The sequence below is a fragment of the Gordonia sp. 34D genome (assembly GCF_056682775.1).
This window is the reverse complement of the sequence record NZ_CM155293.1, coordinates 1,671,856-1,686,875: the sequence shown is the minus strand read 5'-3', so window position 1 is coordinate 1,686,875 and position 15,020 is coordinate 1,671,856. Positions and strand designations below refer to the sequence as shown.

Below are 15,020 nucleotides of genomic sequence, written 5' to 3'. Positions count from 1 at the left end.
ACAGAAAAGTGGCGATCCGACGAGCAAAAGATGCCACTTTAGGGCCGACCGTCCTGGGCGACTGTTAAGGTCCTTCGACCGACGGGTGCGTCCGGGGTGTCTCTTCAAGGAGCAAATACCGGCCGAGCATGCGCTTGAGTTCTTGGACGATCTCGTCATGATCGTGACCATCTTGCACGGAGAAACTGAGCAGTGAGAACGCCGTGTGGACCAGGAACTGCGCCATCATGGCCCGACGTTCCCGCTGATCCGGCGTCAGCGGCGCCAGCACCCGGCCCACCTGTTCGGCGAGGATCCGTTCGTTGATCGACGCTGTCGCACGTGTGGCTGGCGTTGACTGCACGGCCAGCCACACGGCACGACGAGACGGGTCGTTCTGCCACAGTTCGGCCAAGTGATCGAGAAACTTCTCAAGCAACTGCGGCCATTCGAGCGACGGAATCTCCGACGCGAACGCCGTTAACTCATCGCGAACCGTGCTGGAATCCTGCCGATCCAATTCGCACACGACGACGTACTTGTTGGCGAAGTACTGATAGATCGTGCCGATGGGCAATTCGGCGCGCGTCGCGATCTGCTCGCACGTCAGCGATTCAAATCCGACGTCGATCAGCACCTCGCGTGCCGCGTTCAAAATCGAGTCGAAGGTTCGCCGACTGCGTTCCTGCGTGGGACGCTTGCGCGGAACGAGTGGCTCGGCCGAATTGGTATCGGTCATGTGCGGGTGAGGTATCTACCGGGTCAGATCGACAAGTCGCGGCGCAGCTTGGCCACGTGACCGGTGGCGCGCACGTTGTATTGCGCGGCACCGATGGTGCCGTCCTCGTTCACCAGGAACGTCGACCGGATGACGCCGTTAACGATCTTCCCGTACAGCTTCTTTTCGCCGAACGCTCCCCACGCGGTGAGGACTTCCTTGTCCGGGTCGGAAAGGAGCGGAAAGGTCAGTTCGTCGCGCTCGACAAACTTGGTCAGCTTGGCGGGCTTATCGGGGGAGATGCCGATGACATCGATGCCTTGCCCGTTGAGTTCGGCGAGGTTGTCGCGGAAGTCGCACGCCTGCTTGGTGCAGCCGGGCGTCATCGCGGCGGGGTAGAAGTACACGATCACCTTGCGGCCCGCATAGTCAGCGAGCGACACGGGATTGCCCGATGCATCGGGAAGGGTGAATGAGGGGGCCTTGTCTCCGACCGAAAGTCGTCCATCTGCAGACATATGGCCAGGCTATCGGATTCGGAACCCGTCGCGACTCTGTAGGCTCAGACCGTTGTGTTGTGTCCGGTGCTTTAGCGGTGCCGCACGCACGTAAGTGACCGCCTGTGGACAGGCTGGACGAAGACGGAGGACTTGCAGTGGCTAATGAAACCGATCGCATCGAGCAGGAAATCGCGAAGGCTCGCGAAGAGCTGGCGGGAACGCTTGATCAGCTGGTTGATCGGGCAAACCCGCAGCGGTTGGCCGACGACGCCAAGGTCAAGGCTGTCGCTCTCGTTAGTACGCCGCCGGTGAAGTACAGCTTGGTGGGAGTTGGCGTACTCGTCGCGCTGGTGGTGGTTCGCAAGATCTTCCGCTGACGGACGCCTGTCTGCTTAGCGGGACCAGCAAAAGCGCCTGCGACCAGCCGATTTTTCATCTCGGTCAACTTGGTGTTAATGTTTTCCCCGCAAGGCCGCAGCGACCACGTCGCCGCGGCATGCAGCAAGGCCAGGCGCCATTAGCTCAATTGGCAGAGCAGCTGACTCTTAATCAGCGGGTTCGGGGTTCGAGTCCCTGATGGCGCACAAGAGAAATCCCCTCCCGATAATTCGGGAGGGGATTTTTCGTCGCTGGAGCGCTTGATGTCAACAATCTGGGAGTTCCCAGAACGCATGATTGCGTGCGCCGGAGATTGGCCTAGGTGGTACGGCCCTTGACTGCCTTGTAAATCCAGAGGAGCAGGATTGCGCCTAGCAAGCACGTGACGAAGCTAAAGATCCAGCCTCCGGAATTGACGTCCAAGAGCAAGCCCAAGATCATGCCGCCGACGAGGCCGCCGAGAACACCGACGACGATATTCATCAGGATGCCCTGCTGCTCGTCGGTGCCCATGATCTTGCTGCCGGCCCAGCCCGCAAGTCCGCCGATAATGATCCAACCCAAGAATCCGAGTGGCAACATAGTTTCGCCCTTCTCTCAAGAGCCCGTGTGGACCCGGTGGGGCCAATCCCCACACGCGCCATCCTGCCGCATATTTGTTTGGATCGGACACAGTTTCGCTGCGCGATTTGCGATTGTCGGGCGATGACTGGTCACGAACGTCGGTAGCCGCCAGACAATTCGGTGAGCAGGTCCGCGACGAGGGGGTTGGGGGCAGCGTCGCTGCGCAGCGCTGCCGATACCGTCAGGGTGAAGGCCGGATTGTGCCGGCACATGATTCCGGGCTGCTTGAGGTCGTCGTAGAGGATTGTCCAGGACTCGGGTTGATTGACGAGGTCGAATGAGACCGGGTGGCCGTCGCGGATCTCGGGGCCGAGCGTTCCGGTAACGCCAGCCTTGGTGAAGACCCGTTCGGTTAGGCGGTGCAAGAGGACCTGCTTGTCGACGGGTGGAAGTAGTAAGGGGTACTCGGCAAGTTCGGTGGGCGATGGTGGCCGACCTAGTTTGGCGAGTGGGTGACGTGGGCTAAAAGCCACGACCGGTTGCTCAATCCAGAGGGGGTCCAAGTACAGCTGACTCGCGTCGGGATTGTCGACGGGGAGTTTGCCGCGCACCAACGCCAGGTCGGCGTCTCCCGATACGACGGCTGCGATGCGCTGATTGAAGGGTTTGATGAGGAAGTCGACTTCGGCATCGGGATGGCGGTCGTGAATCGAGGACACCGCAGCCAGGGCCGCCCCGGCGAAGGACATGTTGGCGGCTATACGGACTTGGTTCGGTCGCGGGAGGACGGCAGCAATCGCGTCATCTCGCAAAGTCAGGAGTTCGCGAGCCCGGGGGAGGAGTACTTTGCCAGCCTCGGTCAGTTCGACGTGCCGGGTGGACCGATCGAACAGTTCGGTGCCAAGTTCGCGTTCGAGCGAGGCTATTTGATGACTGATCGCCGACTGTGAGACGAAGCAGCGCGTCGCGGCCTTGGAGAAGCCGCCGGTTTCGGCGACGGCGGCGAGATATTCGAGCTGACGGAACTCCATTCCAGCATTATATGAACAAAACAGATCAATGACATATCCAAACCGGTGGTTGACGCGGTTGAGTAGAGATCCAGTCATTTGCCAGAGTAATCACCAAGAACATCAACGGAGATGACCGTATCTACGGGTGCGGGTGGAGGGATCGCAGACACATGCGTCACACACAGGTTGTGGTGGTTGGCTCGGGATTCGGTGGGCTCGCCGCCGCGAAGCAGCTCGCGAAGTCGAACGTCGAAACGGTCCTGATCTCGGCCACTCGAGAACACCTATTCCAGCCGTTGCTGTACCAGGTCGCCACCGGCGTGCTGACCACAGACGAGATTGCCCCGCCGATCGCCGAAGTCCTGGAAAACAAGGAGTCGATCAGCGTCATCGAAGGGCTTGTCACCGCCGTCGACGCCAAGGCCAAAATCCTCACCTATACGACCACCGATGGCGATGAGCAGATCGGATATCAGTACCTAATCGTCGCCGCCGGTGCCGCGCAGGGCTACTTCGGTCACGACGAATGGGCCGACAAGACCTTCTCGCTCAAGACGCTCGACGACGCGGTAGCGCTCCGTGCGCACTTGAAGGACTGCTTTGCGGCGCCAGCGAACGACGAAGCCGCGCACACGTTTGTTGTTGTCGGTGGCGGCGCAACCGGTGTTGAGATCGCCGGCCAAATCCGGGAACTGGGATTGCGGTACTTCACCGAAGCGCCGGCGACCGTGCACCTCGTTGAAGGTGCGGGCAACCTGCTGCCCGTCTATGGCGGAAAGCTCTCGGACTTCGCTCGGAAGACGCTGGAGGGCACCGGAATTGATGTCCTGACCGAGACCTTCGTAACTGACATCGACGGTGAAAACGTGACGGTTCGCGCCGCAGATGGCACTGAGCGCACACTCCGCTCTAGGACCATCGTGTGGTCGGCCGGCGTCAAAGCGACACCGCTGGCCCAGGTGATCGCCGACGCAACCGGTTGCGACACCGACCGCGCGGGTCGCCTTCTCATCAACCCCGATCTGACGGTTGGCGGTCGGGCCGACATCTTCGCCATCGGCGATATGACGAGCCTGAACAACCTGCCGGGGCAGAGTCCGGTAGCCATGCAGCAGGGGCGCCACGCCGCGGACATGATTCGCGGCGCAACGGTGCGGGGGACGAGATTCGCCTACATCGACAAGGGCAGCATGGCCGTCGTCAATCGCCACAATGCAGTGGTCGACGCGCCGATGGGTGTCAAGCTGACCGGCTTCGTCGGCTGGCTGACGTGGCTCGGCGTTCACCTCTTCTATCTGGTCGGGTTCCGCAATCGCGTGGGTGCGGTCCTGTCGTGGTTCCGGTCGTTCGCTGGTAAAGCCCGCCCTGGATTTGCCGAAATTAGCGAGTCAGCGGTTGCTCAACCTGAGCATGACGGTGACAAACCGCGCGGCGGTCGTCGGAGTGCTGGGGACACGCAACCGGACATGGCCGAAACGGCTGCCTAGCTGCGATCGCGTGGGCTTTTGTCGGCGAAGTACACACCGACGGACGATGCCGCGTCAGACGGTTGAATGAAGTATGCAGTCCTCGGCATGGGTGGATGTGGAGCAAGCCCCATACCTCTCGTATAGTGGGCATCCGGAGCAGGGGCCGTTTTCGCGGACCCCGAGTTATTCGCTGGGAGCACAATGCGTTTTCGTCGGAATCGTGACCGTCGGCTGGGAGCTAAGGTCGCGGCCCTTTTCTCGTTCTTGGTAGCAGTTCTGATGCTGTCGTCGTGCAGCAGTTATGCCACCGAGGTCAACGCTAGCGGCGAGTTCAGCGACATGATCAAGCCGGCTATTGCGGTCACCGACGAAGCGGGCAAGCCGCTGACCAAGGGTGCGGTTGGTGTGCAGCCGGGTGAGCCGATCGTTGTGACCGCCACCGAAGGCACCATTAGTGCGGTCACCATTCCGACCGCTGATGGCTCGCCGATCAAGGGTGAGTTCAGCGAAGACGGCACCAAGTGGACCAGCACGCAGCCTTTTGGATACGGCAAGAAGTACACGGTCACTGCTGACGCGATTGGCGTCGGCGGCAAGACCGTCACCAAGAGCAGCTTCGTGACTCGCGAGCCGAACAACGTCACGCACGCTTACATCAGCCCGCCCGCGGGTGAGACGGTCGGCGTTGCGCAGACGGTCGGCGTTCGCTTTGACGAGTCGATCCCGGACCGCAAGGCGGCACAGAACGCCATCAAGATCACCGCGAACCCGAGTGTCAAGGGTGCCTTCTACTGGATCAGCGACACTGAAGTTCGCTGGCGCCCCGAGAACTACTGGAAGCCGGGAACCAAGGTCAGCGTGAAGGTCAATACCTTCGGCATTGACCTCGGCGACGGCCTGTTCGGTGACGAGAATGTCTCGTCGTCGTTCACCGTGGGACGCCAGTTGGAACTCTTCGCCGACGACAACACCAAGATGGTTGTCGTCAAGCGTGACGGCAAGGTCATCCGCAGTATGCCGACCTCGATGGGCAAGGATGCCGCACCCACCGATAACGGTGTCTACATCATCGGTGACCGCCTTGACCACATCATCATGGATTCCTCGACGTACGGTGTGCCGATCAATTCGGCCGACGGCTACCGCACCCCCGTCGACTACGCAACGCAAATGTCGTACAGCGGCATCTACCTGCACTCGGCACCGTGGTCGGTGTGGGCGCAGGGCAGCACGAACACCAGCCACGGCTGCCTTAACTTGAGCCCCGACGACGCTCTCTGGGTGGTTCGCAATACGCTGCGAGGCGATCCTGTCACGGTCACGAACACTGTCGGCCCAGAACTTTCTGGCACCGATGGCCTCGGAGACTGGAATATTCCGTGGTCGACATGGTCGAAGGGTAATGCCTGACCTGCACTGAAGAGCTTAAGAAAGACGCCTGGAACCTCATGGTTCCGGGCGCCTTTCGTCTTGTGTGGCCGGTCCGGAGGGCACTGGGTTGGCGCTCCGTCGAAGGTGCCAACGGGCACTGTTAAGCTAGCGGACGAAATCGAATCCAATACGTCTGTATAGCCACCCGGTGGCGAGACGCTAGCAAGATAGGTAACCGACTCATGGCACGTCCTTCGTGGGAGACAGAAGACCTGACTGCACTGCGCGAAATGGCCCGCGCATTCTGCGAGAAGGAAATCGCGCCCAATACCGAGCGTTTCATCGAGCAGCATCACGTCGACCGTGAACTCTGGAACAAGGCTGGCGAGGTTGGCCTGCTGTGCATGTCGATCCCGGAGGAGTACGGCGGTGGCGGCGGCACGTTCGCCCACGAGGCGGTTCTGATTGAGGAGCAGGCACGCGTCGTCGATTCCTCGTGGGGTTCGAGTCTGCACAACGGGATCATCGCGCACTACATCCTCGCCTACGGATCCGAGGAACAGAAGAAGCACTGGTTGCCGAAGCTGGCATCGGGTGAAGTTGTTGGCGCTATCGCGATGACGGAACCGGGCACCGGCAGCGACCTCCAGAACGTGAAGACCAAGGCTGTCAAGGAGGGCGACGACTACCTCATCGACGGTTCAAAGACCTTCATCACCAACGGTGGTCAAGCGGACCTGGTGATCGTCGTCGCGAAGACGGACAGCACCGCAGGCGCCAAGGGAATCTCGCTGATCCTTGTGGAGACAGAGCGCGAAGGGTTTAGTCGGGGCCGAATCCTCGACAAGGTCGGTATGCGCGGTCAGGACACGGCCGAACTGAACTTCACCGGTGTCCGCGTTCCGCAGTCGAATCTGTTGGGTGACCAAGAGGGTCTCGGCTTCATCCAGTTGATGACCCAGCTTCCGCAGGAGCGACTGATCATTGCTGTTGCCGCAGTAGCAGGCATGGAAGTGGCCTTGGAGAAGACCCTGGCGTACACGAAGGAACGCACCGCGTTCGGTAAGCCGGTGTTCGGCTTCCAGAACACCAAGTTCAAGCTCGCCGAGGTAGCAACTGAGACGCATATTGCGCGGGTCTTCCTTGACGACTGCATTGAGAAGCACCTGCGCGGCGAACTCGATATCCCCACCGTCGCCATGGCCAAATGGTGGACCACCGACCGGGCGATGCAAGTGGCCGACACCTGTCTGCAACTTTTCGGCGGCTACGGCTACATGAACGAATACCCGATCGCTCGCCTGTGGGCCGACAACCGCGTCCAGCTGATTTACGGCGGCACAAACGAAATCATGAAGGAAGTCATTTCGCGTTCGCTCTAACCACGAGTCGCCGCCTCCTCCTTTTCTGCCACATTTGAGGTCCGTGCGTCTGCCAAACCGTCACCGAATGCCTTGCTCGGTGATGGTTTGGTTGAATCGCGACAGAAAAGCGCGACGGCGCTAGCCGGGGTTGGTGAACGCGGCGAGGAACTCGGTGAGCATCTTTGCAGTTACCGGCCGCGGCAAGGTCTCGATCGCGGCGACAACCGCCGCCATATCCAACGAATCGGAGGCGTCGCCGGGCGCGACACGGGGATCAATCCCCGCGCCGATCAGTACCTGCTCGGTTGCTTCCGAACCGATCGCTAGGGCGTCATCGACGCTGAGCACGCCATCGTTGAGAGCTCCGGCGAGGTCGGCGAGGGCCGCGGGTGGATCAGCCGCCGGCATTCCGCGCACCGCATCGGCTGCCGTCCGCATAGTCTCGACCAGCCGATCTACGACCGCCGCGGTCACCGGGGTCACGGTGAGGTGAGTGCTGGAGGGCAGGTCGGTGCCATCGGTTTGGGTAAATCGCGGCTGAGCCTGCAACGTGAAACCCGCCTCTGCGACGGCCCCGGCCCATCGGTGCGGGTCGACGGGCGATGCCGATTCCAGGTCGGCCGCGACGGCAAACACCGGACCGATAGGACTGCCGACCAGGCGCAATCCCTCGATTTCTTCGACGACGGCGCGCAGGGGGCCGGTCGCACGATAGATATCGGCGACGAGGTCGCGGAAGCCCTCATGACCCAGGTACTGGGTGATGGCCCAAGCCGCGGCGAGGCCGGAGGCGGTCCGGGATCCAAGGAGCGTGGGATTCACGATCGGATAGCCGGGCCAATCGGTGGTGGCGAAGTAGCCTGCACGGTGTCGATCGCGATCGGTGTGCAGGATGATCGACGCGCCTTTCGGTGCGTACCCGTACTTGTGGAAGTCGGCGGAGAGACTGGTGACGCCCGGGACGCGAAGATCCCACTCCGGTAACGGTTCTGGCCACCACGGGAGGACAAATCCGCCGAGGCATGCATCGACATGCAGCGGAAGGTCGTGCATGAGTGCGAGCGCCCCCAGTTCGCCGATCGGGTCGAGGCCGCCGGTCGGGTAATCGGGGGCCGACGCCACAATGAGGAACGTGTCGTCGCGCAGCGCGGCAGCCATCGCGGCGGCCGTGACCTGAGATTTCGACGGGTCCACCGGGACACGAATTGGGGTGGCCCCGAGAAGTCGGGCCGCCTTATCGAAGGCGGCGTGCGCTGTCGACGGGAGAACGATGCTGCCGGTCCCGGGATGCACCCCGGCGTGATCGCGTGCCGCTTTGACCGCCAGAATGCAACTCTCAGTGCCGCCAGAGGTGACGGAGCCGACGGCGGTGGGGTCGCCGAAGACCGTCCGGGTGAACGCGATGAGGTCGCGTTCCAAAGCGGCGACCGATCCAAACACCGTCGGATCCAGTCCGTTGACGGGCCGGACGAGTTCAGCTGCATTGGCGACGAGGGCGTCGAGTTCGGCGATTCCGGAGTCATAAACGTACGACAGGATTTCACCGCCGTGTGTCGGTGAATCGGTGGCGCGCAGGTCGGCGAGTGTGGAGAGGACGCCAGCAGCGTTGCCGCGCAATGACGTTGGCGAACTTGGGGTGGAAGGCGTCATGCAGGGACCTCTTTGTTGTAACCGCGGAGAAGGATGATGCTGAGGGCAACCAAGGCTGCCGGTAACAGTGAGAAGCCGCCGGCGATTCCGGCAGTCGCCAGCGATGACTGCGCAACGCTCTCGCCGGATGACGAAACGAATCCCGTGGCCGCGAGGACTAGCAGGTAGCAGCCCGGGCCCAACGCCAGGCCGAGGGTTTCGCCGGCCGTCCACAGTCCCGACATGGCGCCGCCTTGATCACGGCCGTGGGCGGTACTCCGTTCATCAATCAGATCGGGAAGCATCGCGAGCGGGAAGGTCTGCATGCCCGCATAGCCGATGCCTGCCACGGCGACGGCCCCGAAGATCCAGGCCCCCGGCGTCACCATCGCGAACGACAGCCCCAGCGCAGCGGCACCAAACAGGGTCGACGCGAGCACGAGGCCGCGGGTCTTGCCCGCTTTCCCGATCCGCACCCACACGGGAGTCACGATTAGCGCCGGAGCCACCAACGCGATGAACAGCGGTGTCAGCGCACCCTTGTTGTCGAGGACGTACGTTGCCACGTATTGCGCGCCTGCCAGCATCACGGCCGTGGCCAGCGCTTGAATCACATACACCGATAGCAGGATGCGGTACCGCCGTTGTTGACGGAAGGCGTCGAAGGCGTCGCGGTGACTGCCAGGTTCTTCGTCGTCGTGGATGGCGAGGGGAGCATGACGGGCGGCGGTCCCCGCGATGTGGGTGGCGACGGCCATGCCGGCCGCAATGATGAGGGCGGCGGCAGTTGCCATAACCGCGTAGCCGAGGGGGCCACCGCCGAAGGCGTCGCGCAGCGCGGGGGCTCCGGCGCCGATGATCAGGATGGTCAATGCCAGTACGGCGATCCGGGTACCGATCAGCCGGGTCCGTTCGTGGTAGTCGGCTGTCAAGTCGGTGGGAATGGCGATATACGGGACCTGGAAGCATGCGTAGGCGACAGCGGCAATGGTGAAGAAGACCAGCACCCACGCCGCTCCCACCCAGGGCGACGCGTTGGCCGGGGCGGAGAAGATGAGGATAAACGCGGGCAGCAGCGCTGTGGTGCCGATCCACATCAATCCGGTACGACTACCGCTGCGTCGAGATTGACGGTCGCTGCGGGCCCCGATTATGGGGTTGACGATGACGTCGACCAGCTTTGGGATCACGACGACGAACGACGCGAGCAGCGCGGCGACGCCGAGGGTGTCGGTGAGGTAGTAGGCGAGGACCAGGCCGGGGAGCACCCCGAATCCACCGGTACCGACGCTGCCTGCGGCAAAGCCTGCGGTGACGCGGCGGGACACGCGCACGGGACTGGTCATTGGCCGGACGCTACTGCAGCGGTGTGGGCACCGCCGCGGTTTTGGGTGCTGCGTCCTGGAATCGGCTGCCTATGCTGGACGGCAATGTGGGGCGACTGCGGGGAGACGGTATGAAGCAGATCTTGGGGTTCGCGGTTTTCGGAGGTTGGCTAACGCTGTTGGCCTCGGCGCTGACGTCTCGATCGGACTGGGGGACGTCGTATGTCAATGCGAGCTTCGTCGCCGGTTCGGCGGATGCGTCGGGGATGAACCCCTGGGTCGAGACTGCGCTGATCGGCCTGCTCGGTGGTGCTGTGACCGGTGCGGTCTTGCGCATCCTCGGCTTTACGATGGCCGGACCGTTAAACAACAAGGTAACGCGGGTGGTGCTGGCAGGCCTCGCCGGTTCGGGACTTGGCGTTGGAATTGCGGTGGCAGTCGCGTTTGGGTCATCCCGGTACCCGGGAACGGTCGGGGTCCTCGCGATTTATGCCGCATGCGGGATTCTCGCCTATGTGTTGGCGCTCACCGCGATTTGGCTGGTGCTGCGCCTGTCGGGTGTCGCCGAGGTTCGAAAGACCTTGCAGACCACAGCAATTGCTTTGATTCCCGGCGCCGTCGTGGCGATTGCGGCCGGTGTTGGTACCGCGTGGATGCTCGATTTCACCACCGACGAGTCGACGTGGGTGGCGGTCATTGCGGCCGTGATCGCGGTCTTGGCGATCACCTTTGCGGTGGCGCAGACGTTGGCGAATGGTCGAGGCCAGGACTCGGGTACGCCGATGCCTGCACCGCGGGCCGATCAATAACCCCCAATCTGATACCCGCGCGTGCTGGGTCGGCCACAATTGGTGCTGGTGGTCGGGGGACCAGTGAGGCACGACGAGCGCGTTAGAGGGTGGAATTGGTGGGAGAGATTGTCCTGGCCGATGTGCGGACCGCGATCGAGCACGAGATTCTCTCCGAATGGTCGGCTAAACACCACCCCGGAGTCAGTATTCGCACGCTCGACGAGGTCGACTTCGACGATGCTGATGCCGATACGCTGCTGATTCCGGCGCGCGTGGTGTGGTTGCCACCCGTCCGTCGCGGCGAGCGCAAGGTCGCGTTAGCCGACGTCATCGCTTTGTCGAATCCCCGTCGACCACCGGCGTTTCGGCAGGCGGCGATTCGGAAGCTGGGGCCCGACCGGGTTCGTGTTGTGGAAGGCGAACCCGCTACCGTCGCCGACCTTCGCGTGCAGCATCGCGAGCGCCAGGCCAGTGGCACCACGTTGTCGGCGTTCGTCGGGTTGCAAGCGTCCATTGCCGCTGAGCGCGCGGAACTGGAGTTGGTGGGTACGCGATACAAGGTGCCGCGCTTGGTGGCCGAGCAGATTACCTCGTCCGCCGGATTCCAAGCAGGTGCCGCCCAATTGGCGGGGGAGTTGGGCCGCACCACATCGTCGGTGTTGCAGGAGGCGACGGACAAGCTGGGTTCATTTGTCGCCACGCAGAGCCGGTTGATGCGCGATATTTTTACCTCCACTTTCAGTGGCCTGTATGAGCGCGCATGGTCGGTATCCGTCGACCTCGACACCCTCGGCGAGTTGCGGGCCCTCAATAAGTCCAGCTCCCTGGTCTTTTTGCCGTCACACCGGTCGTATGTCGATTCCTTGATCCTGGCCAGCGTGTTGCATCAGCACGACTTTCCCCCCAATTTGGTGCTAGGCGGGGAGAACCTGGCCTTCTGGCCGATGGGGCCAATTGCCCGACGTGCGGGCACCATCTTTATTCGCCGGAAGTTCGGTTCCGATCCTGTCTATAAGTATGCGATGCGCGCGTATTTGGCGTTTATCGTCGACAAGCGATTCAACCTCGAGTGGTATATCGAGGGTGGGCGCAGTCGCACGGGAAAGCTGCGACCGCCGATGCTGGGTTTGCTGGCGTACGTCGCCGATGCGGTGGAGGCGCTCGACGGTGCGGATGTGATGGTGGTACCGACGTCTATCGTGTACGACCAACTCCCCGAAATCACGACGATGGCGCGGGAGTCGGCGAGCGGAACCAAGACGCCCGAGGACCTGAAATGGCTGCTCGGATACGCCCGGGGCCAGCGTGAATACCGCGGAGAGGCGCGCGTGCGCTTTGGTGCGCCGTTCTCGCTGCGTGAGGCGCTGGCGAAAGCGGGTGACGGCCGTTCGCGGCTCGACAAAGTCGCCTTCCAGGTGATGGATGAGATCAATGCGGCGACGCCGATTTCGGCCACCTCGCTCGCGAGTTTTGCGCTGTTGGGTGCTGAGGATCGCGCGTACACGGCGCACGAGGTGGAAGTTATTTTGGCGCCGCTGCTCACGTATATCGCGGCCCGGGAACTCCCTGGACCTGATCCGGCACTTTGCCGCGGTGCCGGTTTGCTGACAACTTTGCGGGAACTCACCGATGCCGGCGTGCTGGAGACCTTCGACGGTGGTCCGGACCAGGTGTGGACCATCGCCCCCGACAACCATGCGGTCGCGGCCTACTACCGCAATGGGGCGATTCATCATTTCGTGGATCGGGCGATCGTTGAACTTGGGATGCTGGCGATCTCCGACGGTGATGTGGTGCAAGGGGCTCCGGCTCCCGATGCGGTTGCCTCGGAGGGCGACGGCTTGCTGGGCCCGGCCCAACAGGAAGCATTGCGCATCCGTGACCTGCTGAAGTTTGAGTTCTTTTTCCCCGCCAAGGTTGAGTTCCTTCATCGCTTGGGTGGGGAGTTAGACCTGATTGCGCCCGACTGGCGTACCACGAAGTACACCCAAGAATGGGTTCACCAGACACTTCTTTCGAGTGCCGGGATGCTGCTGGCTCGCCGCACTTTGCAAGCGTTCTTCGACGCTCAACTCGTTGTCGCGCAGTGCCTTGTCTCCACGGAGTCCGACAATCCGGATAAGGACGTCGTGCTGACCGAATGCCTTGGCTTGGGCAAACAACTGTCGATGCAGGGCGTGATCCAAAGTAAGGACTCGGTATCGAGGGAGCTTTACGACGCTGCCTACCAGTTGGCCGACAATCGCGGCGCGGTTCACGGGGACTCTTCCGATCAGGTGACGCTGAACCGTCAGCGATGGTTGGGCGAGGTGCAGCAACTGCGTTCTCGCTTGATTCGTCTGGCGGCTATTGAAGCCGAACAGGTTGCGGCCCATCAGATGGACACACAAGTGGGGGACGGCAAGTAATGGGCGCGTTGACCGACCGGCTGCAGCAGATTAGATCGGCACCCGAAGGTAAACAGATCGGTGCGTTTTTCGACTACGACGGCACGTTGCTGGAGGGATTCTCGGCCACGGCTATTCTTCGGGCCAGGCTAAAGAGTCTGGAATTCACGGCCGGTGAGCTGCTGGACGGGCTGATGATCGGTCTGCGCGGGTGCGAGTCCGAGCAGGACTATGCGGAGGTGCTCGAAGCGACCCGGCCAGCGTTCGCAGGCAAGACCTATGTGGAACTGCTGGCCATGGGCGAGCAACTGTTCAAGCAAGACACCGCTGCGAAATTGCGGCCCCAAATGTGGCAGATCCTGCGTGCCCATCGGGCTCGCGGGCACCGGATCGTGATCGCCTCGTCGGCCACGCGTTTTCAGATTGAGCCGATCGCGAAGGAGATCGACGCCGATCACGCCTTGGCGACCGATGTGGAAGTGATTGACGGGATCGTTACCGGCCGCACCTTGGGACGTCCGCTGTGGGGACCGGGCAAGGCAGCCGCAGTCCGACGGTTGGCGGCCGAGCACGATATGGACTTGGCGGGGTCGTTTGCCTATAGCGATGGCAATGAAGACGTCCCGTACTTGGAGTCCGTGGGTAACCCCGCGGCGGTGTCTCCGCAACGCGGCCTGCGGGCTGTCGCCGAGTCGCGCGGTTGGCCGATTCTCGACATGACCAATCCGTCGTACAACAAGCTCGGAATGATCGTCCGCACGAGTGCCATGTACGGCAGCTTCTTGGGTGGCGCAGCGTCGGGCTTTGCGCGGTCACTGTGGAGTGACGACAACACGATGACCATGCAGGACGCGATCTCGTCAGGCGTTGATGCGGGACTATCGCTCGCCGGGATCGACGTGGCCGTTCTTGACGGGAAAGAGTACCTGACCTCGGCAAGGCCGTGCGTTTTCGTCTTCAATCACCAATCCAAGCTTGACCTCCCGGTACTTATTCACTTGATTCGCGACCATGCGACGGGGGTGGCGAAGAAGGAAATCGGCCAGCTCCCGGTGTTGGGTCAGATCCTCGATGCTGGCGGTCTGGCCTTTATTGATCGCGGCAATTCCGACCGCGCGATTGAACAGCTTGGACCCGTTGTTCGCAAGATCAACGAGGAAGGCTATTCGTTGGTTGTGGCACCGGAGGGAACGAGGTCGTCGACGCCGCGGATTGGGACTTTCAAGAAGGGGCCCTTCCACATCGCGATGGCCGCCGGGGTGCCCGTCGTTCCGGTAGTTCTCCGCAATGTGGGCGAGTTGATGTGGCGCGGTGCGCAATTGGTGAAGCCGGGCACCGTCGAAGTTCGGGTCCTACCCCCGATCGACACGTCGGAGTGGGTGCCCGAGCGTGCCGGAGAGTACGCCGAACAAGTGCGGCAGCAGTTTCTTGTGGCCCTGGAGAGTTGGCCGGTCACTGCCTTCGCCGACGGTCAGATGACGCGAACGATGGGGATCTTTGAATGGCAGGAGTCGGCTCGTGACGAATGAGAA

The 15,020-nt window shown here is 62.2% G+C and carries 13 protein-coding genes and 1 tRNA gene; 8 read left to right on the top strand and 6 right to left on the bottom strand.

What is annotated here, in order from left to right; all coding sequences use genetic code 11:
• Nucleotides 1-64: 64 nt before the first annotated feature.
• Together AC1L34_RS07830 and bcp are read right to left on the bottom strand one after the other, a co-directional pair.
• On the bottom strand, nucleotides 65-718 hold the full coding sequence (locus AC1L34_RS07830; protein WP_424294312.1) for a TetR/AcrR family transcriptional regulator: 654 nt from the start codon (nucleotides 716-718) through the stop codon (nucleotides 65-67).
• 23 nt (nucleotides 719-741) lie between these two features.
• Nucleotides 742-1,215: a thioredoxin-dependent thiol peroxidase gene (gene bcp / locus AC1L34_RS07825; RefSeq protein WP_424294311.1), complete on the bottom strand. Its 474-nt coding sequence runs from the start codon at nucleotides 1,213-1,215 to the stop codon at nucleotides 742-744.
• A 137-nt stretch (nucleotides 1,216-1,352) separates the two neighbouring features.
• On the opposite strand from bcp, the gene AC1L34_RS07820 reads away from it, so the two are divergent.
• Nucleotides 1,353-1,574 (top strand): DUF3618 domain-containing protein, encoded by a 222-nt coding sequence (locus AC1L34_RS07820; protein ID WP_424294310.1) that lies wholly within the window; start codon nucleotides 1,353-1,355, stop codon nucleotides 1,572-1,574.
• Between the two features lie 134 nt (nucleotides 1,575-1,708).
• Nucleotides 1,709-1,781 (top strand) — tRNA-Lys (locus tag AC1L34_RS07815).
• Nucleotides 1,782-1,893: 112 nt separating this feature from the next.
• Here the strand turns inward: AC1L34_RS07815 and AC1L34_RS07810 are convergent.
• The gene (locus AC1L34_RS07810) at nucleotides 1,894-2,157 is read right to left on the bottom strand and encodes a GlsB/YeaQ/YmgE family stress response membrane protein (protein ID WP_424293736.1); all 264 of its coding nucleotides are present in this window, start codon (nucleotides 2,155-2,157) and stop codon (nucleotides 1,894-1,896) included.
• A gap of 131 nt (nucleotides 2,158-2,288) precedes the next feature.
• A complete protein-coding gene (locus tag AC1L34_RS07805) occupies nucleotides 2,289-3,170 on the bottom strand; it encodes a LysR family transcriptional regulator (RefSeq protein ID WP_424323267.1) in 882 nt (293 codons plus the stop codon).
• A gap of 152 nt (nucleotides 3,171-3,322) precedes the next feature.
• Between AC1L34_RS07805 and AC1L34_RS07800 the strand changes: the two genes are divergently transcribed.
• The 3 genes from AC1L34_RS07800 to AC1L34_RS07790 all read left to right on the top strand — a co-directional run bounded on the left by AC1L34_RS07800 (nucleotide 3,323) and on the right by AC1L34_RS07790 (nucleotide 7,374).
• The gene (locus tag AC1L34_RS07800) at nucleotides 3,323-4,639 is read left to right on the top strand and encodes an NAD(P)/FAD-dependent oxidoreductase (protein ID WP_424293738.1); all 1,317 of its coding nucleotides are present in this window, start codon (nucleotides 3,323-3,325) and stop codon (nucleotides 4,637-4,639) included.
• A gap of 183 nt (nucleotides 4,640-4,822) precedes the next feature.
• Nucleotides 4,823-6,031, top strand: coding sequence for a L,D-transpeptidase (locus AC1L34_RS07795; RefSeq protein ID WP_424293739.1), 1,209 nt, complete (start codon nucleotides 4,823-4,825; stop codon nucleotides 6,029-6,031).
• A 203-nt stretch (nucleotides 6,032-6,234) separates the two neighbouring features.
• The gene (locus AC1L34_RS07790; protein WP_424293740.1) at nucleotides 6,235-7,374 is read left to right on the top strand and encodes an acyl-CoA dehydrogenase family protein; all 1,140 of its coding nucleotides are present in this window, start codon (nucleotides 6,235-6,237) and stop codon (nucleotides 7,372-7,374) included.
• 120 nt (nucleotides 7,375-7,494) lie between these two features.
• Here the strand turns inward: AC1L34_RS07790 and AC1L34_RS07785 are convergent, their stop codons facing one another.
• Complete coding sequence (locus AC1L34_RS07785) at nucleotides 7,495-9,006, bottom strand: pyridoxal phosphate-dependent decarboxylase family protein (RefSeq protein ID WP_480035259.1); 1,512 nt, start codon at nucleotides 9,004-9,006, stop codon at nucleotides 7,495-7,497.
• Nucleotides 9,003-10,331, bottom strand: coding sequence for an MFS transporter (locus AC1L34_RS07780; protein WP_424323266.1), 1,329 nt, complete (start codon nucleotides 10,329-10,331; stop codon nucleotides 9,003-9,005). The genes AC1L34_RS07785 and AC1L34_RS07780 overlap by 4 nt, the downstream gene beginning before the upstream one ends.
• Nucleotides 10,332-10,441: 110 nt before the next feature.
• Between AC1L34_RS07780 and AC1L34_RS07775 the strand changes: the two genes are divergently transcribed.
• The 3 genes from AC1L34_RS07775 to AC1L34_RS07765 all read left to right on the top strand — a co-directional run bounded on the left by AC1L34_RS07775 (nucleotide 10,442) and on the right by AC1L34_RS07765 (nucleotide 15,017).
• Nucleotides 10,442-11,119, top strand: a complete 678-nt coding sequence (locus AC1L34_RS07775; protein ID WP_424293743.1) for a hypothetical protein — start codon at nucleotides 10,442-10,444, stop codon at nucleotides 11,117-11,119.
• Nucleotides 11,120-11,217: 98 nt separating this feature from the next.
• On the top strand, nucleotides 11,218-13,509 hold the full coding sequence (locus AC1L34_RS07770; RefSeq protein WP_480035258.1) for a glycerol-3-phosphate 1-O-acyltransferase: 2,292 nt from the start codon (nucleotides 11,218-11,220) through the stop codon (nucleotides 13,507-13,509).
• Nucleotides 13,509-15,017: an HAD-IB family hydrolase gene (locus tag AC1L34_RS07765; protein ID WP_480035257.1), complete on the top strand. Its 1,509-nt coding sequence runs from the start codon at nucleotides 13,509-13,511 to the stop codon at nucleotides 15,015-15,017. The genes AC1L34_RS07770 and AC1L34_RS07765 overlap by 1 nt, the downstream gene beginning before the upstream one ends.
• The last annotated feature ends 3 nt before the right edge of the window (nucleotides 15,018-15,020 follow it).